The organism is Winogradskyella sp. SYSU M77433, assembly GCF_029911945.1.
Lineage (GTDB): Bacteria > Bacteroidota > Bacteroidia > Flavobacteriales > Flavobacteriaceae > Winogradskyella.
Genome location: NZ_JARYTG010000004.1, coordinates 296119 through 321957 on the forward strand (window position 1 = coordinate 296119; position 25839 = coordinate 321957).

Genomic DNA, 25839 nt, shown 5'->3' on the forward strand with positions numbered 1-25839 from the left:
ATTTGGCTCACCTACTACCGATATAGAATTCAATATAGCCCCTGTTGAGCTATCTGTACCTGTTATGTCGAATGTAACATCTGAAGCTGGTAAAGCATATATAGGACTGCCTGTCGGTATAACGTCCATACATGCATCGTCGCTACATTCATATGGTGCCGTAAGTACATTTGAATTGGTCAATGTACAACTACTCTCAGCTGAAAACTCAGCCGTTAAAGATATCTCATTCCCATTAGCTGGTAATGTAACACCTGTAAAAGTATATGGCGAGCTAAGTCCAGACACTGAAACAGACCCACTACCGTCACCTGATAATTCCAACGTGCCCGTTCCTGGAACAGTATTAAATGTTATAGTTATGTCCGCTGTAAAAGTATCGTCGGTTATATCAGATGGTGTACCGTTGTCATTACATGTTGATACATTGCTAGATGAAATATTATCAATTGAACAATCACAGATTGTTAAACCTAAAGGATCTGTAACGCTAGCATTAGTCCCAAGAGAATAGTCTACACCTGTTTCTGTAACCAAACCATTAGTTGGGTTGACAGTTGCTGGATCTGAATCCCCAAATTGCCCTCCATCTGCTCCTGCTGCATTCGGATCATTATATGCCTCGTTTGCATCTGGACAACCATCTCCATCACTGTCTGTGTTCTGAAAGTCATAACTTCCATCATTCAATGTATCTATTGGTACCGTAACTTCTGCTGTATCATCTGCACCATTACCATTAGCATCACTAAAACCAGTATCATTAGAATCAATGACTCCATCTCCATTTGTATCTAACGCACCATTACCAGACTCATCTACATCATAAATACCATCGTTATCTGAGTCTAGATCTAAATAATCAGGAATGCCATCTTGGTCTGTATCTGTTGGATTTGTAGATGGGTCATTATCTAAGTCTAAATTCAGATCCTCATAAATATCTAAAATACCATCATTATCACTATCTATATCTGACACATCATTAACACCATCACAATCAGAATCATTTACAGTCAATGAAGATGAGTTATTACTCGTATCCGTATCTGATTGGGCCATATTAATTATATTGGCTGTATACGTTAAAGGAAGACTTATTGATGTAACCGAGACAGAAACCGTAAGCGTAATGCTTTCACCTGCATCCAATCTTGTAACTATCCATTTGTTTGACGTACTATCATACGTAGCCGTTCCCGTTCCTGATGAAAACACAGCATTACTACTAGAGTAACTTACACCTGCAGGCAACATCTTTTCAACTTCAAAACCATTACTATCTATAGCGCTATTATTAGTAACTGTAGTAACAAAATCAATTGAACTTGCAGAACATAAGTCTGTTGAGGAATTAACATCTGATGTAATACCTAAATCAACTGGTGTAAAAATTAAGCTATTTGTATTAAAAGCTGTAAATGCAATATCTGTATTACCAGAAGTTGTATGCACAAATTCTGTAATTTGAGCAGCATTAGCTGTTGTGATGCCAAAATCACTAAGTTCAAAAGTTAAAAGTCTTAAATCTCTATAGCTATTTATCGCAAATGTACCTGTAACTACACCTGTAGTAGGGTTAACAGTATATATTGTCCAATCAACGCCACCGACAATACCTACTGTTGAAAAGTTTACAATTATACTATTTCCTACAGTATTACCACCTATATCCACAAACTTGAATGTATCACTTCCTGAAGGCTGTCCTGTTTGGGTAGCTATGATGTCTGGGATATTATCATTAATACTACTAGTTGAATTTATCGATAAATTATCATAATTAAAATCCTGAGAATCAATATTAAAAAAATTAGTAGATAGCTCAAGACCATTTGCACCATCTCTTATAAAAGTACTTGGAACAATAGGATGAAATGAATTAATATGATCTGTTGCAATATTGGTTTGGTTATTACCTCCCCAAGTATAACCAACACCAATTAATTCTGGATTAGAATATGAAATAAGACCAGGAACAGGAAATGCCTGAAAATCTGCTGGAGTATAAGCTACACCATTACTTGACAATATAGAATCATCTATACCTGTAGAATAAGTAACACCGTCTACCGTAAAACCTATTAAATTATTAGATCCTGTGGCTGTAACCTGAGCAGAAGTTGAAGACTCATAGAAACTGTTTTCATCTCCATATATGGCGGTCACTTGTCCTTGAGAATAACCAAATGAGCCAAAAAGCAAACTGAAAACAAATAAAGCAAGATTAGAGTATTTCCTGCTTAATATCAAATCTATCTTTGTAGATACATTATCAATGGTTTTTTTAAGCAATTGTAATCGCGTAAAGATTTTCATATTTTAGAAAGGTTGATATACATTCAATATTGTTAACGATAATTATTTTTATCGATAAAGTGCAAATATATTCGATAAAATGTAATTTGCAAATTTTTTATTAAGCAATCACTTACATTTCAAACATTTATTAATTGATTATTACCACCTAAGGACAATCAATTAGGACAAACGCACTATAAAATATTTTGTAAAATTTGGTGAAGAGATCAGCTATTAACCAACTTCAAAAATTAATTCTTGTTCATTTCAAACTTTGAAGACTGACTGAATTTGGAATTAATTTCATTTTCAATTTTACCAAGGAAAGTCTTCAAAATAAATCATTATAAATGATTTATTTTGAACATTTAATCCCTTTCCTACAAAGCTAATTTAGTATTTGGATCTATTGTATAAATTTAGACCAATGGCAAGTATTTTGGATTGAATGACATCACTACTTTAAAAATGAAGTTTTAGAGCACAAAAAAAAGCCTCAACTATAAAAGTTAAGGCTTATTTCAGAGTAGGAATTAATTAGTCCATTATAAGAAACATTGACCTTCTGTTTAATTGATGTTCGTCTTCCTCACAATCCTTTCCATTAGAACATTTATTGATTAATTGCGACTCTCCATAACCTTTAGCAGACAAGCGCTTCTTCTGTATGCCTTTACTAATAAACCATTGTAAAGTTGATTGTGCTCTTCTACTCGATAAGTTTAAATTATAATTACCATTTCCGCGAGAATCAGTGTGGGATTCTATATCTATTTTCAACTTTGGATATTCATTTATAGCCGCATATTTTAATTGTTTATAATAGTAGTATCTTTGCCATCATTTTTAACGATAGATATGAGTTTTTTAAAAGAGATAGCAAGACGACGAACATTTGGTATTATTTCGCATCCCGATGCTGGTAAGACTACACTAACAGAAAAACTACTTCTGTTTGGTGGTGCCATTCAAGAGGCTGGTGCCGTAAAAAGCAATAAGATAAAAAAAGGAGCCACCAGTGACTTTATGGAAATTGAGCGTCAACGTGGTATTTCTGTTGCAACTTCTGTATTAGCTTTTGAATATGAAGGTATTAAGATTAATATTCTAGATACACCAGGACACAAGGATTTTGCAGAAGACACATTTAGAACTCTAACAGCTGTAGATAGTGTGATTGTTGTTATTGATGTGGCCAAAGGTGTTGAGGAACAAACTGAAAAACTTGTTGAAGTTTGTAGAATGCGTAATATTCCTATGATTGTATTCATCAACAAATTAGACCGTGAAGGTAAAGATGCCTTTGACCTTTTAGATGAAGTTGAGCAAAAATTAGGACTAACCGTTACGCCTATGAGTTTCCCAATTGGTATGGGCTATGATTTTAAAGGCATTTATAATCTATGGGAAAAGAATGTCAATTTATTTAGTGGTAACAGTAGAAAAAATATAGAAGAGACTATAGAAATATCAGATCTATCTTCTTCTGAATTAGATAAATTAGTTGGCGAAAAAGCGGCTAATACATTAAGAGACGAGATAGAATTGGTTAATGGCATTTATCCTGAATTTGATAAAGACGCTTACCTTAAAGGGGATTTGCAACCTGTTTTCTTTGGTTCTGCATTAAATAATTTTGGTGTTAGAGAACTATTAGACTGTTTCGTTGAAATTGCACCAAAACCAAGACCTAAACAAAGTGAAGAGCGTTTGGTAAAACCTGAAGAAGATAAGTTTAGTGGTTTTGTTTTTAAAATTCACGCCAACATGGATCCTAATCATAGAAACCGTTTGGCATTTGTGAAAATAGTTTCTGGTGAATTTAAACGTAATGTTCCATATCTTCATGTAAGACATAATAAAAAGCTAAAATTCTCTAGTCCAAATGCTTTCTTTGCCGAAAAGAAAGAGATTGTAGATGTATCATACCCTGGAGATATAGTAGGTTTACAAGATACTGGTAGCTTTAAAATTGGTGATACACTAACTGAAGGTGAAATCCTTAATTATAAAGGTATTCCTAGTTTCTCACCTGAGCATTTTAGATACATTAACAACGCGGATCCTATGAAAGCTAAGCAACTTTACAAAGGTATTGACCAGTTAATGGATGAAGGTGTTGCTCAGCTTTTTACTTTAGACTATAATGGAAGAAAAGTTATCGGTACTGTTGGAGCGCTTCAATATGAAGTAATTCAATATCGTTTAGAACATGAATATGGTGCTAAATGTACGTATGAAAACCTTAATGTACATAAAGCATGTTGGGTACAAACTGAAGATGATAAAAGCGAAGAATTTAAAGATTTCTTAAGGGTAAAGCAACGTTATCTTGCAAGAGATAAACAAAATCAATTGGTTTTCTTGGCTGACTCTATGTTCTCACTACAGATGACACAGCAAAAATACCCAAGCATTAAGTTCCATATGACCTCAGAATTTGAATAAAAATTCTCACAAACTATTAAAATACAATGCATTTTGTCGATTATATTTGTTTTTAATCTGTTTTTTTGATTAAAATAGCACCAGTAATCATTATTTCAAAATAAGATTAACCCCAAACTAATCTACTTATTATGGAAACCAATGAAAACGTTTATAGTAATGAAGACATTACTGTAACCTATCAACCGCGTTGTTGCACTAATGCAGAATTATGTGCAAAACAACTTTCAAGTGTATTCAGAAATTCTGTAATTCCTTGGATTGATCTTAACGGAGCAGAAACCGAAGACATCATTAATCAAATTAAAAAATGTCCTTCTGGTGCTCTGAAATACCACTTAAAGAAAAAAGAAGTGGCTTAATCATTATTTATCTTAGTATAAATAGAAAATCCCTTAGCTTTAATAAAAATCTAAGGGATTTTTTTAGTTTATATTGTTATAGACTATTTAAAGCCTTTAGTTTAAAGATATATGAAATGTGTTTACAAAAAACTAATAACGCCTTAAACGAATCCATTATTAATAATAAAAAACAATTGATTCTTTACTATTGATTCAATTCAACTATACAACTTTAAGCCTGACCTGTTGGCCCAAAATTTAAAGGAATTGGTGGTTGCTCTTCAAAAAATTTCGATAACCACCAATTATTATTTTCTATAATTAAAAATATAAAATTTTAGGCCTGACCTGTTGGTCCGAAATTTAGAGGAATTGGTGGTTGCTCGTAATCTTTAATTTCACCATGAGCTTTCTCAAATCTTGAAACATTATCTCCTAAAGCCTTAAGTAAACGCTTTGCATGTTGTGGTGTTAAAATGATACGAGATTTCACTTTGCTTTTTGGAGTTCCTGGCATTATACTAACAAAATCTACAACAAACTCTGAAACAGAGTGATTAATTATAGCTAAGTTAGAATAAGTACCTTCTGCTACTTTCTCATCGAGCTCTATATTTATTTGTCCTTTTTTTGGATTATTATTTTCGTCTGACATATCTATACTATTTTATTTTAAATTAAAAAAGCCTTCAAACTTTACAGGATGAAGGCTTTTAGTTTATTTAGATTCCTGCCTCCGCAGGAATAGGAATGATAAATTCTAGTTGAAGTTCATTTCTTCTTTAGCTTTCATCATTTCATTAAATTCCTCTTTAGAACCTACAATAATATTATCGTATTCTCTAACACCAGTACCAGCCGGTATTCTATGTCCTACAATAACATTTTCTTTTAGTCCTTCTAGGTTATCTATTTTACCATTTACAGCTGCTTCGTTAAGAACTTTAGTTGTTTCTTGGAACGATGCCGCAGAAATAAACGATTTAGTCTGTAATGACGCTCTAGTAATACCTTGTAGTATTGGTGTTGCAGTTGCAGGACTAGCGTCTCTTGCTGTAACAAGATTTTTATCTTCTCTTCTTAAGCTAGAGTTTTCATCTCTTAACTGTCTTACCGTTACAATCTGACCAGATTTTAAGTTTTCAGAATCACCAGCATCTTCTACTACTTTCATTCCGAAAATCTTATCATTCTCTTCGATAAAGTCTGACTTATGAACTAATTGGTTTTCTAAGAAAATAGTATCACCAGAATCCATAATTCTAACTTTACGCATCATCTGTCTTACAACAACTTCGAAGTGTTTATCGTTAATTTTCACACCTTGTAAACGGTATACTTCTTGTACTTCGTTTACTAAGTATTGTTGTACTGCAGAAGGGCCTTTGATATTTAAGATATCGTTTGGTGTTATAGATCCGTCTGATAAAGGCATACCAGCTTTTACATAATCATTTTCTTGAACAAGAATTTGATTAGATAATTTCACTAAGTATTTCTTAACCTCACCAAGCTTAGACTCAATAATGATTTCACGGTTACCACGCTTAATCTTACCAAAAGATACTACACCATCAATTTCACTTACTACTGCTGGGTTAGATGGGTTACGTGCTTCGAATAACTCTGTTACACGAGGAAGACCACCAGTAATATCACCAGCTTTAGCAGATTTACGAGGTATTTTAACTAAAATCTTACCAACTTCAATTTTATCACCATCATCAATCATAATGTGTGCACCTACTGGTAAGTTGTATGAACGAATAGTTTCACCTTTAGAATCTTCAATCAATAATGTTGGAATCAACTTCTTGTTTCTAGATTCAGAAATTACTTTTTCTTGGAAACCTGTTTGTTCATCTATTTCAACTTGGTAAGTTACACCTTGCTCGATGTTTTCATACTTCACTTTACCTGCAAATTCTGAAATAATAACACCGTTATATGGATCCCATTGACAGATAACGTCACCTTTCTTAACTTTATCTCCTGGCTTCACAAATACGTGAGAACCGTAAGGAATATTGCTAGTACTTAAGACAATTCCTGTTTTAGCATCAACTAATTTTAATTCAGAAGTTCTTGAGATAACTACATCTACCTCATTGCCTTCATTATCTTTAGTTTTTACTGTTTTAAGATCATCAATCTCAGCAATACCATCGAACTTAACGATTAGCTTATTCTCTTCTGAGATGTTACCTGCAATACCACCTACGTGGAATGTACGTAGTGTAAGCTGTGTTCCTGGCTCACCAATTGATTGTGCTGCCACAACACCAACTGCTTCACCTCGTTGAACCATCTTACCTGTTGCAAGGTTACGTCCGTAACACTTCACACAGATACCTTGTTTAGCCTCACATGTTAATGGAGAACGTACTTCGATAGATTCTACTGCTGAATCTCCAATTTTCTTAGCGATAGTATCATTGATGTGACCACCAGCTTCTACTAATAACTCTTCAGTTAAAGGATCGTAAACATCATTTAGAGATGTTCTACCTACAATTCTAGCTTCTAATTTTTCTACAACTTCTTCATTCTTCTTCAATGCAGAAACTTCGATACCTCTTAATGTACCACAATCTTCTTCGTAAACGATAACGTCTTGTGAAACATCTACCAAACGACGTGTTAAGTAACCTGCATCGGCAGTTTTAAGAGCCGTATCAGCAAGACCTTTACGAGCACCGTGAGTAGAGATAAAGTATTCTAAAATTGAAAGACCTTCTTTAAAGTTAGAAAGAATCGGGTTTTCAATAATCTCACCACCACCAGCATTAGATTTTTTAGGCTTAGCCATCAAACCACGCATACCAGTTAACTGACGAATCTGTTCTTTAGATCCACGAGCACCAGAATCTAACATCATAAATACTGAGTTAAATCCTTGTTGATCTTCACGGATACGTTTCATAGACAATTCTGTCAACTCAGCGTTAGTAGAAGTCCAGATATCAATAACTTGGTTATAACGTTCGTTGTTGGTAATAAGTCCCATGTTATAGTTACCCATAATACCATCAACTTGCTTGTTGGCTGCATCAATCATAGCGTGCTTTTCTTTAGGTATAATAATATCACCTAAACTGAAAGATAATCCACCTTGGAATGCAAACTTATATCCTAAAGTCTTGATTTCATCTAAGAACTCAGCCGTTTCTGGTACAGAAGTTACTTTTAAGATATTACCAATAATATCTCTTAAAGATTTCTTAGTTAATACCTCATTAATATAACCTGCAGCTTCTGGCACTTTTTCGTTGAAAAGCACACGACCAACAGTCGTCTCAATGATTTGAGTAGTTAACTCTCCTTCTTCATTAAAGTCCTTAGTTCTTACTTTAATACCTGCGTTAAGATCAACTTTCTTCTCATTGTAAGCAATAGTTACTTCTTCTGGAGAGTAGAATGTTAACCCTTCACCTTTAACAGTATAAGTATCATCAGTCTTACGTAACTTAGTCATATAATAAAGACCAAGTACCATATCCTGAGAAGGTACTGTTACAGGAGAACCGTTTGCAGGGTTTAATATGTTGTGAGAAGCTAACATTAAAAGTTGCGCTTCTAAGATTGCTTCTGGTCCTAATGGTAAATGCACCGCCATTTGGTCACCATCGAAATCCGCGTTAAATGCCGTACACACTAATGGGTGTAACTGAATCGCTTTACCTTCAATAAGTTTTGGCTGGAATGCTTGTATACCAAGTCTGTGAAGCGTAGGAGCACGGTTTAGTAATACTGGATGTCCTTTAAGAACATTCTCTAAGATATCCCAAACAACAGGCTCTTTTCTATCTATAATTTTCTTTGCAGATTTTACAGTTTTTACAATACCTCTTTCAATTAATTTTCTAATGATAAAAGGCTTGTAAAGCTCTGCTGCCATATTTTTTGGCAATCCACACTCGAATAATTTTAATTCTGGTCCTACAACAATTACAGAACGTGCAGAGTAATCGACACGTTTACCAAGTAAGTTTTGACGGAAACGTCCTTGCTTACCTTTTAATGAATCTGATAAAGATTTTAATGGTCTGTTAGAATCTGTTTTTACAGCAGATGACTTACGAGTGTTATCAAATAATGAATCTACTGATTCTTGTAACATACGCTTTTCATTACGTAAAATCACTTCTGGTGCTTTTATCTCAACCAATCTCTTAAGACGATTGTTACGGATAATTACACGACGGTAAAGATCATTTAAATCTGAAGTTGCAAAACGTCCACCATCTAATGGCACTAATGGTCTTAATTCTGGTGGAATTACAGGAACGGCCTTCATGATCATCCACTCTGGTCTGTTCTCTCTATTTTCGTTTGAATCTCTAAAAGCTTCAACAACTTGTAAACGCTTTAAAGCTTCAGTTTTACGTTGTTTAGAAGTTTCGTTATTAGCTTTATGTCTTAATTCGTATGATAATTCATCTAAATCAATTCTAGCTAATAAGTCGATAAGACACTCCGCACCCATCTTAGCGATGAATTTGTTAGGGTCTGTATCTTCTAAATATTGATTTTCTTGAGGAAGTGTTTCTAATATGTTTAGATATTCTTCTTCAGTAAGGAAATCCATTTTTTGTACTGGTTCACCTTCAGCATTTATAGCATTACCTGATTGGATAACTACATAACGCTCGTAATAGATTATCATATCTAATTTCTTAGATGGTAATCCAAGAAGGTAACCTATTTTATTTGGTAAAGAACGGAAATACCAGATATGAGCTACAGGCACAACTAAGTTAATATGTCCTACTCTGTCTCTACGTACTTTCTTTTCTGTTACTTCTACACCACAACGGTCACAAACAATACCCTTGTAACGTATTCTTTTATATTTACCACAAGCACATTCAAAATCCTTTACAGGACCAAAAATACGCTCACAGAACAAACCATCACGTTCAGGTTTGTGAGTTCGATAATTGATAGTCTCTGGCTTTAATACTTCACCACGAGAAGCTGCCAAAACAGATTCTGGAGATGCTAAACCAATAGAAATTTTATTAAATTTCTGTACTGTATTCTTATCTTGTTTTCTTGCCATGTTATTTTATAGTATTCAGTCTTCAGTCTTCAGTATACATCTTTAACTGTATACTGACGACTGCCTACTATTTTTTTATTCTTCTAATCTAATATCCAATCCTAAACCTTTCAATTCGTGCATAAGTACGTTGAATGATTCTGGAAGTCCAGGTTCTGGCATTGGCTCACCCTTAACGATAGCTTCGTAAGTTTTAGCTCTACCAATTACGTCATCTGATTTTACAGTTAAGATTTCACGTAAAGTACTTGATGCACCATAAGCTTCAAGAGCCCATACCTCCATCTCACCAAAACGCTGACCACCAAATTGTGCTTTACCACCTAACGGCTGTTGCGTAATTAATGAGTAAGGACCTATAGAACGTGCGTGCATCTTATCGTCAATCATGTGACCTAGCTTAATCATATAGATTACACCTACTGTTGCAGGTTGGTCAAAACGATCTCCTGTACCACCATCATATAAATAAGTATGACCAAATCTCGGCACACCAGCTTCATCTGTAAAGCCATTAATCTGATCTAATGTTGCACCATCAAAAATTGGAGTTGCATAAGTTCTGTTTAACTTCTGACCTGCCCAACCTAATACAGTTTCATAAATCTGACCAATGTTCATACGAGAAGGTACACCAAGTGGATTTAATACAATATCAACTGGAGTTCCATCTTCTAAGAACGGCATATCTTCTTGACGAACGATACGTGCCACAATACCTTTGTTACCGTGACGACCTGCCATCTTATCACCTACTTTTAGTTTACGTTTCTTAGCAATGTAAACTTTAGCAAGTTTGATGATACCTGCAGGTAACTCATCACCTACTGAAATTGTAAACTTCTCACGTCTTAATGAACCTTGTAAGTCATTTTCCTTAATCTTATAGTTATGGATTAAATCTGCTACAAGCTCGTTTGTATGATCATCAGTTGTCCACTTTCCTGAAGTTAAATGTGTATAATCATCAACAGCATTTAACATTTTTAAAGTGTACTTCTTACCTTTTGGTATAATCTCTTCACCTAAATCATTATAGATACCTTGAGCTGTTTTACCGTTTACGATAGCAAAAAGTTTATCAACTAAAATTGCTTGTAAATCGTCAAAACGTCTATCATAAGAAGCTTCTAGTTTTTCGATATCTTCTTTGTCTTGAGCTCTCTTACGCTTATCCTTAACCGCTCTAGCAAATAATTTTTTATCGATAACTACACCATTTAATGATGGCGAAGCTTTTAATGATGCATCCTTAACATCTCCTGCTTTATCACCAAAGATTGCACGAAGAAGTTTTTCTTCTGGAGTTGGATCAGATTCACCTTTTGGTGTAATCTTACCGATTAAGATGTCGCCAGGTTTGATTTCCGCACCAATACGGATCATACCATTTTCATCAAGATCTTTAGTTGCTTCTTCAGAAACGTTTGGTATATCATTAGTTAACTCTTCGTTACCTAATTTTGTATCTCTAACTTCTAGAGAATATTCATCAATATGGATAGATGTAAAAATATCATCACGAACCACTTTTTCAGAAATTACAATCGCATCCTCAAAGTTATACCCTTTCCAAGGCATGAAGGCTACTTTCATATTTCTACCTAAAGCTAATTCTCCGTTTTGAGTTGCATAACCTTCACAAAGCACTTGACCTTTAACAACCTTATCACCTTTTTCAACAATAGGCTTTAAGTTGATTGAAGTACCTTGGTTAGTTTTTCTGAACTTCACTAAAGGATATTCTTTAACATCACTATCAAAGCTTACCATAGCTTCTTCCTCAGTACGCTCGTACTTAATAGTAATTTTTTCAGCATCTACATATTCTACAACACCTGCACCTTCAGCATTAATTAATACTCTTGAATCTGATGCTACTTGACGCTCTAATCCTGTTCCAACAATAGGAGCTTCAGGACGTAATAAAGGAACTGCCTGACGCATCATGTTAGATCCCATCAAAGCACGGTTAGCATCATCATGTTCCAAGAATGGAATTAATGACGCAGATATCGATGCAATCTGGTTTGGTGCAACATCGGTATAGTTAACACTTGTTGGCTCAATTACAGGAAAGTCACCTTCTTGACGAGAGATAACTTTATCATGTAATATCTTTCCATCATCATCAACCTTAACAGTTGCTTGAGCGATTAACATATCTTCCTCCTCCTCTGCACTTAAGTAAGTTGGAGCATTTTTGATATCTACAACACCATTTTCTACTTTTCTATATGGAGTTTCAATGAATCCCATTGAATTCACCTTAGCATATACACCTAAAGAAGAAATTAGACCAATGTTTGGACCTTCAGGAGTTTCAATAGGACACAAACGACCATAGTGTGTATAGTGAACGTCACGAACCTCGAAACCTGCTCTTTCTCTAGAAAGACCACCTGGTCCTAATGCTGATAAACGACGCTTATGTGTAATCTCTGCTAATGGATTGGTTTGATCCATAAACTGAGATAACTGGTTTGTACCAAAGAAAGAGTTAATAACTGAAGACAAAGTCTTAGCATTAATCAAATCTATTGGAGTAAACACCTCATTATCACGAACGTTCATACGCTCACGAATAGTACGCGCCATACGAGCTAAACCAACACCAAACTGAGAAGATAACTGCTCACCTACTGTACGTACACGACGGTTAGATAAGTGATCGATATCATCAATCTCTGCTTTAGAGTTAATAAGCTCAATTAAATATTTTATAATGGTAATGATATCTTCTTTGGTAAGCACTTGCTTATCCATACCGATATCTAAACCTAATTTTTTGTTCATTCTGTAACGACCTACTTCACCTAATGAGTAACGTTGGTCAGAGAAGAATAACTTGTCAATTATACCACGTGCTGTCTCCTCATCTGGCGGCTCAGCATTACGTAATTGACGGTAGATGTGTTCAACAGCTTCTTTTTCAGAGTTTGTTGGATCTTTTTGTAATGTATTATGAATAATTGCGTAATCTCCTTGCTGTGCACTTTCTTTGTGTAAAAGAATAGTTTTCACTTCAGCTTCAAGGATTTCTTCAATATTGTCTTTATCTATAATTGTGTCACGATCTAATACAATTTCGTTACGCTCAATAGATACTACTTCACCAGTATCTTCATCAACGAAATCTTCATGCCATGTGTTAAGTACACGAGCAGCAAGTTTACGACCTAAAACTTTCTTTAATCCAGATTTAGAAACTTTTACTTCTTCAGCAAGATCAAAAATCTCTAAAATATCTTTATCACGCTCAAAACCGATAGCACGGAAAAGTGTTGTTACAGGTAACTTTTTCTTTCTATCAATGTAAGCGTACATCACACTATTAATATCTGTAGCAAATTCTATCCAAGACCCTTTAAAAGGAATTACTCTTGCAGAATATAATTTTGTTCCATTAGCATGGAAAGACTGGCTAAAGAATACACCAGGCGATCTGTGTAACTGTGAAACTACCACACGCTCTGCACCATTGATACAAAAAGTACCACTAGGTGTCATGTATGGAATTGTACCTAAGTAAACATCTTGAACGATTGTTTCGAAATCCTCATGCTCAGGATCCGTACAATACAATTTCAATCTTGCTTTTAAAGGTACACTGTAGGTTAATCCTCTTTCGATACATTCTTCAATTGTATATCTAGGTGGATCAATGAAGTAATCTAAAAATTCTAATACGAATTGATTACGTGTGTCGGTAATTGGGAAATTTTCCATGAAGGTATTGTATAAGCCTTCATTTCCTCTTTCTTCTGACTTTGTTTCTAATTGGAAAAAATCTTGGAAAGATTTTATTTGAATATCCAAAAAGTCTGGGTAATCTGTTCTATTTACAATAGAAGAGAAATTAATTCTTTCAGCCTTTTTTGCTAACATTGATGAACGAGATTTTTTATTAAAAAAATACTAAAAATGTATATAACACTTATATACACAAAAGGGTTTAGGTCCTATTCCGCAAATTTATTGCGAAACAGACCTAAACCATATATTGTAGGTTAAGCTGAGCTTACTTAAGCTCAACCTCAGCACCAGCTTCTTCTAACTGCGCTTTTAATGCTTCAGCTTCGTCTTTAGCAACACCTTCTTTTACGTTGTTTGGTGCACCGTCAACTAATTCTTTTGCATCTTTTAATCCTAAACCAGTTAATTCCTTAACTAATTTCACAACTGCTAATTTAGAAGCACCTGCTGCTTTTAATACTACATCAAATTCTGATTTTTCTTCTTCAGCGTCACCACCTGCAGCAGCTCCACCTGCAGCAACTGCAACAGCAGCAGCAGCTGGCTCAATACCGTACTCATCTTTTAATATAGTAGCTAATTCATTAACTTCTTTTACTGTTAAATTAACTAATTGTTCTGCGAAATCTTTTAAATCTGCCATTTTTCTATTGTTTTAATATGTGTGTGTTATTTTCTTTTGTGTTTGTTTGAAATATTATCCTTCTCTTTCAGATAATGTTTTTACTATACCAGCGATTGTTCCTCCACCAGACTTAAGTGCAGAAATAACATTCTTAGCTGGCGATTGTAACAATGTAACAATCTCTCCAAGAAGTTCTTCTCTTGACTTAATTTCAACTAGTGTATCTAACAATTCATCTCCAACATAGATTGCTTCTTCAATAAAAGCACCTTTTAATAAAGGCTTTTCAGATTTCTTACGAAATTCCTTAATTACCTTTGCAGGAGCATTACCTGTTTCAGAATACATTACTGATGTATTTCCTTTTAAAGTTGATGGTAACTCACCGAAATCTTTTTCCGATGCTTCCATAGCTTTCTCTAAAAGTGTATTCTTAACTACAGCTAATTTTATATTAGATTTAAAACACGCTCTTCTTAAATTAGAAGTTGTTGCTGCATCCAAACCAGATATATCTGTTAAATAGATGTTAGTACTATCTGCTAACTGAGCAGTCAACTCTTCAATTACTTGCGATTTTTCTTCTCTTGTCATAATATTCTAAGTTTAACTACTATACTATTTTTGTGTCTATTGCTATACTTGGGCTCATTGTACTAGACATGTAAATACTTTTCACGTAAGTACCTTTAGCAGCAGTTGGCTTTAGCTTAATTAAAGTAGATAGTAATTCGTTAGCGTTACCAACTAATTTATCAGTACTGAACGATGCTTTACCTATTGGTGCATGTACAATACCTGTTTTATCAACTTTAAAATCTATTTTACCAGCTTTTACTTCACTTACAGCTTTACCTATATCCATAGTAACTGTACCTGTTTTAGGGTTTGGCATAAGACCTCTTGGTCCTAATACTCTACCTAATGGTCCTAACTTACCCATAACGCTTGGCATAGTAACGATAACGTCTACATCTGTCCAACCATCTTTTATTTTTTGTAAGTAATCATCTAACCCAACATAATCAGCACCAGCTTCTTTAGCTTCTGCTTCTTTATCTGGTGTTACTAATGCAAGAACCTTCATGTCTTTACCTGTACCGTGAGGTAAAGAAACAACACCACGAACCATTTGGTTGGCTTTACGTGGATCTACACCTAATCTTACTGCTATATCTACTGAAGCATCAAACTTAGTGTATGTAATTTCTTTTAGTAAAGCTGAAGCTTCTTCTATAGAGTAAAGTTTGTTATTATCAACCTTTGCTCTAGCTTCTTTTTGCTTCTTTGTTAATCTTGCCATTTCTAAAAATTTAGTTTGGAGCTTCACCTCCTTTAACAGTGATACCCATTGATCTTGCAGTACCAGCTACCATTTTCATAGCTGACTCGATTTCAAATGCATTTAAATCTTGCATTTTATCTTCTGCAATTGCTTTAACTTGATCCCAAGTTACTTTTGCTACTTTACGTCGGTTAGGTTCTCCTGATCCTTTTTTTACTTTGGCCGCTTCTAATAATTGTACTGCTGCTGGTGGAGTCTTGATTACAAAATCAAAAGATTTGTCTTTGTAAACAGAGATTACCACAGGTAAAACTTTACCTGGTTTATCTTGAGTTCTAGCATTAAATTGCTTACAGAACTCCATGATGTTAACTCCAGCGGCACCTAAAGCGGGTCCTACCGGTGGCGATGGATTCGCAGCACCTCCCCGAACTTGTAGCTTAACTACTTTGTCTATTTCTTTTGCCATTTCTAAATGTTTAATGCGAATATCTAAATTTGGAAGCTAGATGACTCGCTATCTTTATTGTAACAATTATTATACTTTTTCTACTTGCATATAGCTTAACTCTAATGGTGTCTTTCTTCCAAAAATCTTCACCATTACTTCAAGCTTACGCTTTTCTTCATTGATTTTCTCGATTGTTCCATCAAATCCGTTGAATGGACCATCGATAACTTTAACAGTTTCTCCTTTTGTAAATGGTATTGCAACATTAGCATCTGCTTCAATTGACAATTCATCTACTTTACCTAACATTCTGTTTACTTCAGACTGTCTTAACGGTACAGGATCACCGCCTTTTGTCTCACCTAAAAAACCAATAACGTTTGTAATTGACTTAATAATGTGAGGAATCTCACCACTTAAATTGGCTTGAATCATTATATAACCAGGAAAATAAACCTTTTCTTTATTGATTTTTTTCCCGTTACGTATTTGTATTACCTTTTCTGTAGGTACTAAAACCTGATCAACATAATCATCTAAACCCAATCTAGAAATTTCATTTTCTATGTAGGTTTTTATTTTATTTTCTTGACCACTTACAGCCCTAACAACATACCATTTTTTATCAGACATCTTTCTCCTTATGTTATTATTAGCTAATCATTTCAAAATAAGCTTTCACAGCTCTACTAAACACTGTATCCACACCCCAAATAGCTAAAGAAAATAGAATTGAAAACACAGCTACGATTACCATTAATCTCTGTGCTTCTGGCCATGGTGTCCATGATACATTGTTTTTCAATTCTTCAAAAGATTCTTTTATATAAGTTGCTATTCCTGCCATTTGAATACTTTTTTAAGATGAAATAATCATCTGATTAAATTTGCACGGGAGGAGAGACTCGAACTCCCGACACCTGGTTTTGGAGACCAGTGCTCTACCAACTGAGCTACACCCGTAAATAATAATCAAGGCGTTCCGAAAAAACGGAACACCTCAATTACCTATTTATTATATTTTAGTTTAGTCTAAAATTTCAGTTACCTGACCAGCACCAACTGTTCTACCACCTTCACGGATAGCGAAACGTAAACCTACGTTCATTGCAATTGTGTTAATCAACTCAACAGTGATTGTTAAGTTATCACCAGGCATTACCATTTCTACACCATCAGGTAATTGGATATTTCCAGTTACGTCAGTTGTACGTACGTAGAACTGTGGACGGTAGTTATTATGGAATGGCGTGTGACGACCACCTTCTTCTTTCTTAAGGATATAAACCTCAGCTTTGAATTTAGCGTGTGGTGTTACTGAACCTGGCTTAACAATTACCATACCTCTAGAGATTTGAGTTTTCTCAATACCTCTTAATAAGATACCAGCGTTATCACCAGCTTCACCTCTATCTAAGATTTGACGGAACATTTCGATACCTGTGATAGTAGAAGTTAACTTTTCAGCACCCATACCAATGATTTCAACAGGATCACCAGTGTTAGCTACACCAGTTTCGATACGACCAGTTGCTACTGTACCACGACCAGTAATAGAGAATACATCTTCGATAGGCATTAAGAAAGGCTTATCCATATCTCTTTCTGGCTCTTCGATCCAAGCATCAACTTGATTCATTAATTCCATTACAGTATCAACCCACTTTTGCTCACCGTTAAGTGCACCTAAAGCAGAACCTGCAACTACAGGACCATTATCACCATCATACTCATAGAATGATAATAAATCTCTGATTTCCATTTCAACTAATTCTAATAACTCTTCATCATCAACCATATCCACTTTATTCATGAATACAACGATACGAGGAATACCTACCTGACGACCAAGTAAGATATGCTCACGAGTTTGTGGCATAGGACCATCTGTTGCAGCAACAACCAAGATAGCACCATCCATTTGAGCAGCACCTGTAACCATGTTCTTTACGTAATCCGCGTGACCTGGACAGTCAACGTGAGCGTAGTGACGATTAGCAGTAGCATATTCTACGTGAGAAGTATTAATAGTGATACCTCTTTCTTTTTCTTCTGGTGCATTATCAATTTGATCGAATGATCTTGCTTCAGATAAACCTGCATCAGCTAATACTTTAGTAATAGCAGCAGTTAAAGTTGTTTTACCGTGATCTACGTGTCCAATAGTACCAATATTTAAGTGTGGTTTTGAACGATCGAAAGTTGCCTTTGCCATGTTTAATTTATTTAATCTTATTTTTAATATTAGTGTTCAAATGTTGTTCTAAATGAAATTAGAAAAAGAGCCAATGACGAGATTTGAACTCGTGACCTCTTCCTTACCAAGGAAACGCTCTACCCCTGAGCTACACCGGCCGATCATTTACGATTGCCGATTTAAGATTCACGATTCGCAAATCGCGCATCATTACTCGTAAATTTTAGAGCGGGAGACCGGGTTCGAACCGGCGACATTCAGCTTGGAAGGCTGACGCTCTACCAACTGAGCTACTCCCGCATTTATAATTAAGTTTCCTTAATTAAAAGTTTTCAATATTTCAAAGTTTTCTGACTTACCAGAAATTTAGTGGGGAGAGCAGGATTCGAACCTGCGAAGACTTAGTCAGCAGATTTACAGTCTGCCCTCGTTGGCCGCTTGAGTATCTCCCCAAAACAATTCAAAATTTCAACATTTATCGGTTATTTTACTCTTTAAAAAACAACCTCTAAAAGAGCCGATGGAGGGACTCGAACCCACGACCTGCTGATTACAAATCAGCTGCTCTAGCCAGCTGAGCTACATCGGCTTTTTGTTACTTTTTTAGAGTCAAAAACCAACCATAAAAAAGCCCGCTATTTCTAACGGACTGCAAATGTAAGATAATATTTTTTTATTCAAAACATTTTTGAAAAAAAATTATCTAATTATATGCTCTTAATTTTTGCTTGCGTTTTTTTATTTGTCTCTCTAAAGAGGCAATCGCAATGTCTGCGCCCTCTTCAAAGGTTTTGCACTGTTTCTTTACGACAAAGCTATCACCTGGTACGCGTAGCTTAGCTTCAAAAATTTTGTTTTCTTTATCACTAGTATTTTCAACTTTAAGATATACATCAGACTGTATGATCTTATCATAAAACAAATCTAATTTATCCATTCGCTTTTGGATAAAATTAATCAGCTTTGCGTCTGCTGTGAAATTTACAGATTGAGTGTTTACTTTCATATTCTACATTTTAAGTTAAACATGCATGCTAAAAACAATTCTTTAGCACTAAATATATGTGTTAAGTTTTATGACTTAACGTAAATTTCTTGGATGTGATTTAGCATATACTTTTTTTAATTCTGCTATACTGTTATGAGTGTAGACCTGAGTAGCTGCTAAACTGGTATGTCCAAGAAGTTCTTTTACCGCATTTAAATCTGCACCTTTATTTAATAAGTGTGTTGCAAATGAATGTCTTAATACATGCGGACTACATTTTGCTTTAGAAGATGCTTCACTAAAATACTTATTTATTATTCTGTAAACAAGCATTTCGTAAATCTTAACTCCCTTTTTTGTTAAAAATAAATAATCAAAATTTTCAATATTTGGTAATTGATTTCTGTATACCGAATAGTCCTTAATTGCGTTTATTAAAGTATCTATTAATGGTATGTACCGCTCCTTGTTTCTTTTACCAAGAACTTTGAGTTGTCTATTCCCTAAATCAATATCAGATAATTTGATGTTCACCAATTCTATACGTCTTATTCCTGTGGCATAAAACAACTCTACAATTAAATGATCTCTCGCACTCTCAAAATCATTAACTTCAATAGTGCTTTCCAAAACTGTTTTCAATTCTTGTTCAGAAAAAGGTAATTGTACTTTTTTACCAACTTTTAGAGCTTTATGTTGCTTTAAAGGATTGACTTGTAGATTTTGAGTTTTTAATAAAAATTTATAAAACGTATTTAGTGAAGAAATTTTTCTATTAATGGTTCGGTTGGAAATACCACTATTAACCAATTCCACGATCCATTGTCTTATTTCGGAATAACCAACTTTAGAAACCTCTTCTGAATCATGCTGCTCATCAAGAAAAAGCTGAAACATTTCAATGTCTCTCATATATGCCAAAACAGTGTGTTTGGAATATTTCTTTTCTAAAAGCAGATATTCTGAAAAGGCTTTGAGGCTCATTTTTAATTTTTGGTTGAACTTTAAATATAGTGATTTGTTCTAATTTTTTTAAAAATTAAATAGAAAATCCCGCCGACTGGCAGGATTTAAATCTATTTATTATATAATTTCTTACACGAATCTAAGTCGCAGGTTTATAGTCTTTGTTGTCAATTACCATTTTGGCGATAATTAAAACTATTTTCGCCAAAACGCTAATCTTAATGTTTAGGTAGCTGGTTTATAGTCTTTATTATCAATTACCATTTTGGCGATAATCAAAACTATTTTCGCCAAAACGCTAATCTTAATGTTTAGGTAGCTGGTTTATAGTCTTTATTATCAATTACCATTTTGGCGATAATCTCCTTTAAGATTTCAGAGGTGCCACCACCAATAGGTCCTAAACGACTGTCTCTAGCCAATCTTGCCATAGGATATTCTTCCATATAACCATAACCGCCTAAAAATTGTAAACACTGATAGATAACATCATCTGCCATTTTAGTGGACTGAAGTTTAGACATTGTAGCTTCTTTAACAACATAGTCACCCATATCTAAACGTTTAGCGACATAATAATTGAATTGCTTACAAATTTCCATTTGTGTAGTATAATCTGCAAACGTATGTCTTAATGCCTGAAATTTATCAATTGTTCTTCCAAAAGCTGTTCTTTCAGACATATATTGCTTAGCATATTCTAAAGCAAATTCTGCTCGTGCATGAGCATTAATTGCCATAATTAAACGCTCTAATGCGAAATGCTGCATAATGTATGGAAAACCTTGATTTTCTTTTCCCATTAAATTTGATGCTGGTATTTCTACATTATCAAAAGCGATCTCTCCTGTATCTGAAGCTCGCCAACCTAATTTATCGAGTTTAGTTGCAGAAACACCCGGAGTATCTCTATCAACTACAAAAATGCTTATTCCTTTATTTCCTAATTCTGGGTTTGTTTTAGCTGCAACTACAAGATAGTCACTGTAAACACCATTAGTTATGAAGGTTTTAGAGCCGTTAATAATATATGAGTCTCCTTTTTTAACTGCAGTAGTTCGCATACCTGCAACATCACTTCCACCAAAAGGCTCAGTAATACACAAACACCCTATTTGGTCTCCAGAAATACTATCGGCTAGGTATTTTTCTTTTATTGCTTCATCTCCTTCTTTATTAAGGTGTGTCATTGCCAAATAAGCATGTGCCCACATTGCCGCAGCAAAGCCACCAGAATTAATTCGTTGTAATTCTTCAAGAAGTATTACAGTGTAAAATAAATCTAAATCTAAACCACCATATTTTTCAGGATAAGCCAAACCGAAATAGCCCATATCACCAAACTTCTTCCAAATGAAACGCTCTATATGACCTGTTTCTTCCCACTTTTCGATATGCGGAACGACTTCTTTTTGTAAAAATTCTCTAAGACTTTCTCTGAATAAATTATGTTCTTCTGTAAAATATAAATTGGACATGTATTGTTGTTTATTATAGGTGCAAATATAATTTAATTATCTCGATCTTACTTACCGGAAAATCCTCAACTTTTGTTAATTCATCTAAAGTTTTAAAGCCTTCCCTGAGCGTTCTTTCTTCAATTATATTATTTGCTATTTCGTAATCTATGTATTGTATCTTAACTAATTCGTCTCTAGTTGCACTGTTTAAATTATACGTAGTTATTGGCCTTGGAGTTTTTACTGTGAAGTCATTTGTAATACGCTCTATAACTTCTGGAGTTAAACCCCAAACTTCAGAAAGTTGAACATCTGCGATAAAACCTCCATTAAACTTTTCCCTATATCTTATGATGCGTTCTGAAAGCTTTTCGCCTACTCCATAAACCTTTTGAAGCTGAATCGCTGTAGCTTGATTTAAATCTATTTTTTGAGCGAAGGTTTTTGGTGTTTTTGAATCGGAATATGTATTGGTATATTGTTTTTTAAGTTTTGGATTTGTTACCCATTCTGGAAACTTAAAATATGGAGATATTTGATCTAGCAATGAATCTGAAACACCAGTAACTTCCTGAAACTGTTTCGCGGAATTCACCCATTGATTTTCTTCCCTAAAGGCATGAAGTCTATCAATTTCTTCATTAGTCATGCCTAGAGTATAACCTTTATAATCTGTTATGTAATTAGGATTGAAAGGATAGATTTTTGGTTTACCGTTTTCTAATTCAACCGTTCTTAGCGAGTCGATTTCTTTTCTGAATAGTTCTAGCTCTTGTTCATCAACTACAGTATCATCCTCACTAGAAAAATCCACAAAAAAGTAAACACATTGAGCAATAACTATAATTGCTACCAATAAAAAAATCCCATTCCGTTGTTGATTTGAAAACTGGAAATGGGATTTTAAATATTTCATAAGCTTTTTACATATGCTTAGACAGGTCTTCGTGACCTTCTTCTATAGCTTCTGCTTTCTTAGTTATAGCACCAATATATCTTTTCATTTCTTCCCTTACTTTAGGGAACAATAATAATAGACCTATCATATTTGGGAATACTAATGCTAAAATCATAGCATCAGAAAATTTAATAACCGCATCTAATGTTGCTGCGGCACCAATAACAACAAATAATAAGAATAATACTTTGTATACTAAATCGGCAGTTTTTCCTCTTCCGAATAAATATTTCCATGATTGAAGCCCATAATAAGACCAAGATATCATTGTAGAAAATGCAAACAATACTATAGCTATAGTTAGTATATATGAAAAACCAGGAATGACTGAATCAAAAGCTTCAGAAGTTAAATCTACACCACCTATCATTTGGCCTGTTTCTGAAATCATTACATTACTACCTTCTACTGCTCCATATTGAAAAACACTTTGCATGTTAGCTCCATCGATGTTGAAGAATATAATTACTAAAGCTGTCATTGTACAAATAACAACCGTATCAATAAATGGTTCTAGTAAAGCTACAACACCCTCTGATGCCGGATATTTTGTTTTTACAGCAGAGTGAGCAATCGCAGCAGAACCAGCTCCTGCTTCATTAGAAAATGCAGCTCTTTGAAAACCTACAATTAACACTCCCATAAAACCTCCGAGTCCTGCCATTGGTGTAAAGGCTCCTTTAAATATTAAACCAAAAGCATCATCAATATAATTGAAGTTAGCAAAGATTATAATTAAAGCTGCTAACACATATATACCTGCCATAAATGGCACTACCTTTTCTGTAATTTTAGCAATTCTCTTGATTCCTCCAATAATAACAATTCCAACAAGTATAGCTAATACAATTCCGATTATAAATCCTGAACTTCCTCCTTCTAAGCCTATTAAAGAAGATAATTGTACTGTAGCTTGGTTAGATTGAAATGCGTTACCACCACCAAAAGAAGCTCCAACACATAATACAGCAAATAAACCTGCTAAAATTTTCCCTAAACCTGCTTTTCCAGTTGCTTTAAGACCTTTAGAAAGGTAATACATAGGACCACCAAAGATTGTCCCATCTTCCCCTACATCTCTATATTTTACACCAAGTGTACATTCTACAAATTTTGTAGCCATACCTAGTAGACCACATACAATCATCCAAAATGTTGCACCTGGTCCACCAGTTGCAATAGCAACAGCAACACCTGCAATATTTCCTAAACCTACAGTTCCAGAAACTGCAGTTGCTAAAGCCTGAAAGTGTGATACTTCACCAGCAGCACTTTCATCTCTTATTGTATCTTGTATATCTTCTTCAGCTAATGGCTCATCATTTTCATAAAGCTTGTCTACACCATGCTTTTCAATATCTACATACTTACCTCTAACCGTATTAATCGCAGTAGGGAAACGCGTTATACTAGGAAATTTAAAATAAATCGTAAAAAAAGTAGCTCCTAAAACCAATAGAATTACAACAATAGGAACATTTAAATCTCCTATTGGTACAGAAGTCAATATTAAATTTTCCCACCAAACAGCAAATGGCATAAAAGCGTCATTTACACGTTCATCAATACCTTTTTCAGCATTCTCTTGTGCAAAGTTTAAAAGCGGTAATACGATTGCAAAAATTGTTAGAAGATATTTCTTCATAAATGTAGTTATTAGTTAGTTTTTGTGTTAAAAGGCGACAAGATGCTAAAAAAAAATGAGTTTTTAAAGCCTGAGACGTTAAAAAGGGCTTTAGTCTTGTGCTATATTGTACTCAGAATTTAGCTTTTGTATCTGCTCTGGACGACCTAAAACAATAATTTTAGATCCTGGAATTAGCTTGGTCTCTGCTTCAGGGTTTACAATATATTCTCCTTTATCATCCTTAAAGCCAATCACAGTACAACCTGTTTTGTGTCGTAAGTCTAAATCCTTAATTGTTTTTTCTTGTGATGCATTGTACAGCTGCTCTACCTTAATTTCTTCAATATTAATGTTGCGTTCTCCTACAATACCCAAGTTATCAATAAACTCTACCAAATCTGGTACTACTACCAAAGAGGCCATGTGATCTCCTCCTATTCTATCTGGAAGAATAACATTATTGGCTCCAGCCAATTTCAATTTTTCATAAGATGTTTCCTGAGATGCCCTACTGATTATAGACATTTGCTTATTTATTTGCCTTGCCGAAAGCACAATAAATAAATTATCTGCATCACTTGGTAACGCACATATCAACGTAGATGCACGCTCAATACCTGCTGCGTATAAAATTTCATCTTCATTGGCATTACCGAAAATAAACGAAATATTATCGTCTTGAAATTTATCAATAATCTCCTTATCGCGCTCAATAATCACAAAAGGCTTTTTATACGCCAGCAATTTTTTAGCAGCCTGCTTTCCATTACGTCCATAACCACAAATAATAATGTGGTTAGACATGGCATCAATCTTCTTTTGCATCTTACGTTGTTTTATATCTTCAAAATTATTTCTGCTCAATATATATTCGGTTATAATGGATATAGCATAACCCACAATAACCACACTAGCTAAAATTAGGAAAATGGTAAATATCTTAGATTCTATATCCAACGGATTCACTTCAGCAAAACCTACAGTGGTTATAGTAATCACTGTCATATAAACAGCGTCTATCCAAGTGTATCCTGAAATAAATTTATAACCCAAAATACCAATGAACAGCAAAATAACCAACATGGTCAGTGCTGTATATATTTTAGATCTAAAGAGTTTTATTAATGGGTTGTTCATATTACAAATCGAAAACCGAAGAACGCTTGGTATAAATAATATCCTTTATGCGCATCCAAAACGCTAAAAACAAATATAACGCAAATCCAAAACCAACAGTAACAAAGGTAAGGTACATAAAAGATGTTCGTACCACCTTGGCTCTAATACCCAAACGGTCGGCAATACGCTGACATACGTAGTAACCGCGTTTTTGAAAATAAAGTAAGAGTTTATAGAACCAATTCATAGGCG

General features: G+C 34.5%; 19 protein-coding genes, 5 tRNA genes and 2 pseudogenes. 2 read left to right on the top strand and 24 right to left on the bottom strand.

What is annotated here, in order from left to right; genetic code table 11:
• Positions 1-2319, bottom strand: a pseudogene (locus tag QGM60_RS10170) (hypothetical protein); the annotation flags it as partial.
• A gap of 519 nt (positions 2320-2838) precedes the next feature.
• A pseudogene (locus tag QGM60_RS10175) lies at positions 2839-3093 on the bottom strand (OmpA family protein); the annotation flags it as partial.
• Positions 3094-3159: 66 nt separating this feature from the next.
• On the opposite strand from QGM60_RS10175, the gene QGM60_RS10180 reads away from it, so the two are divergent.
• Both QGM60_RS10180 and QGM60_RS10185 read left to right on the top strand, forming a co-directional pair.
• Complete coding sequence (locus QGM60_RS10180; protein ID WP_281140137.1) at positions 3160-4749, top strand: peptide chain release factor 3; 1590 nt, start codon at positions 3160-3162, stop codon at positions 4747-4749.
• A 131-nt stretch (positions 4750-4880) separates the two neighbouring features.
• The gene (locus QGM60_RS10185; protein WP_281140138.1) at positions 4881-5111 is read left to right on the top strand and encodes a (4Fe-4S)-binding protein; all 231 of its coding nucleotides are present in this window, start codon (positions 4881-4883) and stop codon (positions 5109-5111) included.
• 319 nt (positions 5112-5430) lie between these two features.
• Here the strand turns inward: QGM60_RS10185 and QGM60_RS10190 are convergent, their stop codons facing one another.
• From QGM60_RS10190 to QGM60_RS10295, 22 genes are all read right to left on the bottom strand, one after another.
• Positions 5431-5748, bottom strand: coding sequence for a DUF3467 domain-containing protein (locus QGM60_RS10190; RefSeq protein WP_281140139.1), 318 nt, complete (start codon positions 5746-5748; stop codon positions 5431-5433).
• A 105-nt stretch (positions 5749-5853) separates the two neighbouring features.
• Positions 5854-10155, bottom strand: coding sequence for a DNA-directed RNA polymerase subunit beta' (gene rpoC / locus QGM60_RS10195; protein ID WP_281140140.1), 4302 nt, complete (start codon positions 10153-10155; stop codon positions 5854-5856).
• A 75-nt stretch (positions 10156-10230) separates the two neighbouring features.
• Positions 10231-14043: a DNA-directed RNA polymerase subunit beta gene (gene rpoB / locus QGM60_RS10200; protein WP_281140141.1), complete on the bottom strand. Its 3813-nt coding sequence runs from the start codon at positions 14041-14043 to the stop codon at positions 10231-10233.
• Positions 14044-14176: 133 nt separating this feature from the next.
• Positions 14177-14554 (bottom strand): 50S ribosomal protein L7/L12, encoded by a 378-nt coding sequence (gene rplL / locus QGM60_RS10205; protein WP_281140142.1) that lies wholly within the window; start codon positions 14552-14554, stop codon positions 14177-14179.
• Positions 14555-14608: 54 nt separating this feature from the next.
• Positions 14609-15130 carry a 50S ribosomal protein L10 gene (gene rplJ, locus QGM60_RS10210; RefSeq protein ID WP_281140143.1) on the bottom strand — a complete coding sequence of 174 codons (522 nt, stop codon included), beginning with the start codon at positions 15128-15130 and terminating at the stop codon, positions 14609-14611.
• Between the two features lie 19 nt (positions 15131-15149).
• Positions 15150-15839 (bottom strand): 50S ribosomal protein L1, encoded by a 690-nt coding sequence (gene rplA, locus QGM60_RS10215; RefSeq protein WP_281140144.1) that lies wholly within the window; start codon positions 15837-15839, stop codon positions 15150-15152.
• 10 nt (positions 15840-15849) lie between these two features.
• The gene (rplK, locus tag QGM60_RS10220; RefSeq protein ID WP_281140145.1) at positions 15850-16290 is read right to left on the bottom strand and encodes a 50S ribosomal protein L11; all 441 of its coding nucleotides are present in this window, start codon (positions 16288-16290) and stop codon (positions 15850-15852) included.
• Between the two features lie 69 nt (positions 16291-16359).
• Positions 16360-16905 carry a transcription termination/antitermination protein NusG gene (gene nusG / locus QGM60_RS10225; protein WP_281140146.1) on the bottom strand — a complete coding sequence of 182 codons (546 nt, stop codon included), beginning with the start codon at positions 16903-16905 and terminating at the stop codon, positions 16360-16362.
• A 19-nt stretch (positions 16906-16924) separates the two neighbouring features.
• Positions 16925-17119, bottom strand: a complete 195-nt coding sequence (secE, locus tag QGM60_RS10230) for a preprotein translocase subunit SecE (protein ID WP_281140147.1) — start codon at positions 17117-17119, stop codon at positions 16925-16927.
• 43 nt (positions 17120-17162) lie between these two features.
• Positions 17163-17235, bottom strand: a tRNA-Trp gene (locus QGM60_RS10235).
• 64 nt (positions 17236-17299) lie between these two features.
• Positions 17300-18487, bottom strand: a complete 1188-nt coding sequence (gene tuf / locus QGM60_RS10240) for an elongation factor Tu (protein ID WP_281140148.1) — start codon at positions 18485-18487, stop codon at positions 17300-17302.
• A 68-nt stretch (positions 18488-18555) separates the two neighbouring features.
• Positions 18556-18627, bottom strand: a tRNA-Thr gene (locus tag QGM60_RS10245).
• Between the two features lie 69 nt (positions 18628-18696).
• Positions 18697-18769, bottom strand: a tRNA-Gly gene (locus tag QGM60_RS10250).
• A 70-nt stretch (positions 18770-18839) separates the two neighbouring features.
• A tRNA-Tyr gene (locus tag QGM60_RS10255) sits at positions 18840-18921 on the bottom strand.
• Between the two features lie 63 nt (positions 18922-18984).
• Positions 18985-19058: transfer RNA gene (locus QGM60_RS10260), tRNA-Thr, on the bottom strand.
• Between the two features lie 114 nt (positions 19059-19172).
• A complete protein-coding gene (locus tag QGM60_RS10265) occupies positions 19173-19475 on the bottom strand; it encodes an HPF/RaiA family ribosome-associated protein (RefSeq protein ID WP_281140149.1) in 303 nt (100 codons plus the stop codon).
• Between the two features lie 75 nt (positions 19476-19550).
• Positions 19551-20441: a tyrosine-type recombinase/integrase gene (locus QGM60_RS10270; protein WP_281140150.1), complete on the bottom strand. Its 891-nt coding sequence runs from the start codon at positions 20439-20441 to the stop codon at positions 19551-19553.
• 293 nt (positions 20442-20734) lie between these two features.
• A complete protein-coding gene (locus QGM60_RS10275) occupies positions 20735-21901 on the bottom strand; it encodes an acyl-CoA dehydrogenase family protein (RefSeq protein ID WP_281140151.1) in 1167 nt (388 codons plus the stop codon).
• 13 nt (positions 21902-21914) lie between these two features.
• Complete coding sequence (locus QGM60_RS10280) at positions 21915-22799, bottom strand: helix-hairpin-helix domain-containing protein (RefSeq protein WP_281140152.1); 885 nt, start codon at positions 22797-22799, stop codon at positions 21915-21917.
• Between the two features lie 7 nt (positions 22800-22806).
• Complete coding sequence (locus QGM60_RS10285) at positions 22807-24486, bottom strand: alanine/glycine:cation symporter family protein (RefSeq protein WP_281140153.1); 1680 nt, start codon at positions 24484-24486, stop codon at positions 22807-22809.
• Between the two features lie 90 nt (positions 24487-24576).
• On the bottom strand, positions 24577-25605 hold the full coding sequence (locus QGM60_RS10290) for a potassium channel protein (RefSeq protein WP_281140154.1): 1029 nt from the start codon (positions 25603-25605) through the stop codon (positions 24577-24579).
• A gap of 1 nt (position 25606) precedes the next feature.
• Positions 25607-25834: a PspC domain-containing protein gene (locus QGM60_RS10295; protein ID WP_281140155.1), complete on the bottom strand. Its 228-nt coding sequence runs from the start codon at positions 25832-25834 to the stop codon at positions 25607-25609.
• Positions 25835-25839: the final 5 nt, after the last annotated feature.

Coding starts and splice junctions, on each gene's coding strand:
- rplK (WP_281140145.1), bottom strand. CDS start 16,290: ATGGCAAAAGAAATAGACAAAGTAGTTAAGCTACAAGTTCGGGGAGGT.
- rpoB (WP_281140141.1), bottom strand. CDS start 14,043: ATGTTAGCAAAAAAGGCTGAAAGAATTAATTTCTCTTCTATTGTAAAT.
- rpoC (WP_281140140.1), bottom strand. CDS start 10,155: ATGGCAAGAAAACAAGATAAGAATACAGTACAGAAATTTAATAAAATT.
- tuf (WP_281140148.1), bottom strand. CDS start 18,487: ATGGCAAAGGCAACTTTCGATCGTTCAAAACCACACTTAAATATTGGT.
- rplJ (WP_281140143.1), bottom strand. CDS start 15,130: ATGACAAGAGAAGAAAAATCGCAAGTAATTGAAGAGTTGACTGCTCAG.
- nusG (WP_281140146.1), bottom strand. CDS start 16,905: ATGTCTGATAAAAAATGGTATGTTGTTAGGGCTGTAAGTGGTCAAGAA.
- secE (WP_281140147.1), bottom strand. CDS start 17,119: ATGGCAGGAATAGCAACTTATATAAAAGAATCTTTTGAAGAATTGAAA.
- QGM60_RS10185 (WP_281140138.1), top strand. CDS start 4,881: ATGGAAACCAATGAAAACGTTTATAGTAATGAAGACATTACTGTAACC.
- QGM60_RS10285 (WP_281140153.1), bottom strand. CDS start 24,486: ATGAAGAAATATCTTCTAACAATTTTTGCAATCGTATTACCGCTTTTA.
- QGM60_RS10280 (WP_281140152.1), bottom strand. CDS start 22,799: ATGAAATATTTAAAATCCCATTTCCAGTTTTCAAATCAACAACGGAAT.
- QGM60_RS10265 (WP_281140149.1), bottom strand. CDS start 19,475: ATGAAAGTAAACACTCAATCTGTAAATTTCACAGCAGACGCAAAGCTG.
- rplA (WP_281140144.1), bottom strand. CDS start 15,839: ATGGCAAGATTAACAAAGAAGCAAAAAGAAGCTAGAGCAAAGGTTGAT.
- QGM60_RS10295 (WP_281140155.1), bottom strand. CDS start 25,834: ATGAATTGGTTCTATAAACTCTTACTTTATTTTCAAAAACGCGGTTAC.
- rplL (WP_281140142.1), bottom strand. CDS start 14,554: ATGGCAGATTTAAAAGATTTCGCAGAACAATTAGTTAATTTAACAGTA.
- QGM60_RS10180 (WP_281140137.1), top strand. CDS start 3,160: ATGAGTTTTTTAAAAGAGATAGCAAGACGACGAACATTTGGTATTATT.
- QGM60_RS10190 (WP_281140139.1), bottom strand. CDS start 5,748: ATGTCAGACGAAAATAATAATCCAAAAAAAGGACAAATAAATATAGAG.
- QGM60_RS10270 (WP_281140150.1), bottom strand. CDS start 20,441: ATGAGCCTCAAAGCCTTTTCAGAATATCTGCTTTTAGAAAAGAAATAT.
- QGM60_RS10275 (WP_281140151.1), bottom strand. CDS start 21,901: ATGTCCAATTTATATTTTACAGAAGAACATAATTTATTCAGAGAAAGT.
- QGM60_RS10290 (WP_281140154.1), bottom strand. CDS start 25,605: ATGAACAACCCATTAATAAAACTCTTTAGATCTAAAATATATACAGCA.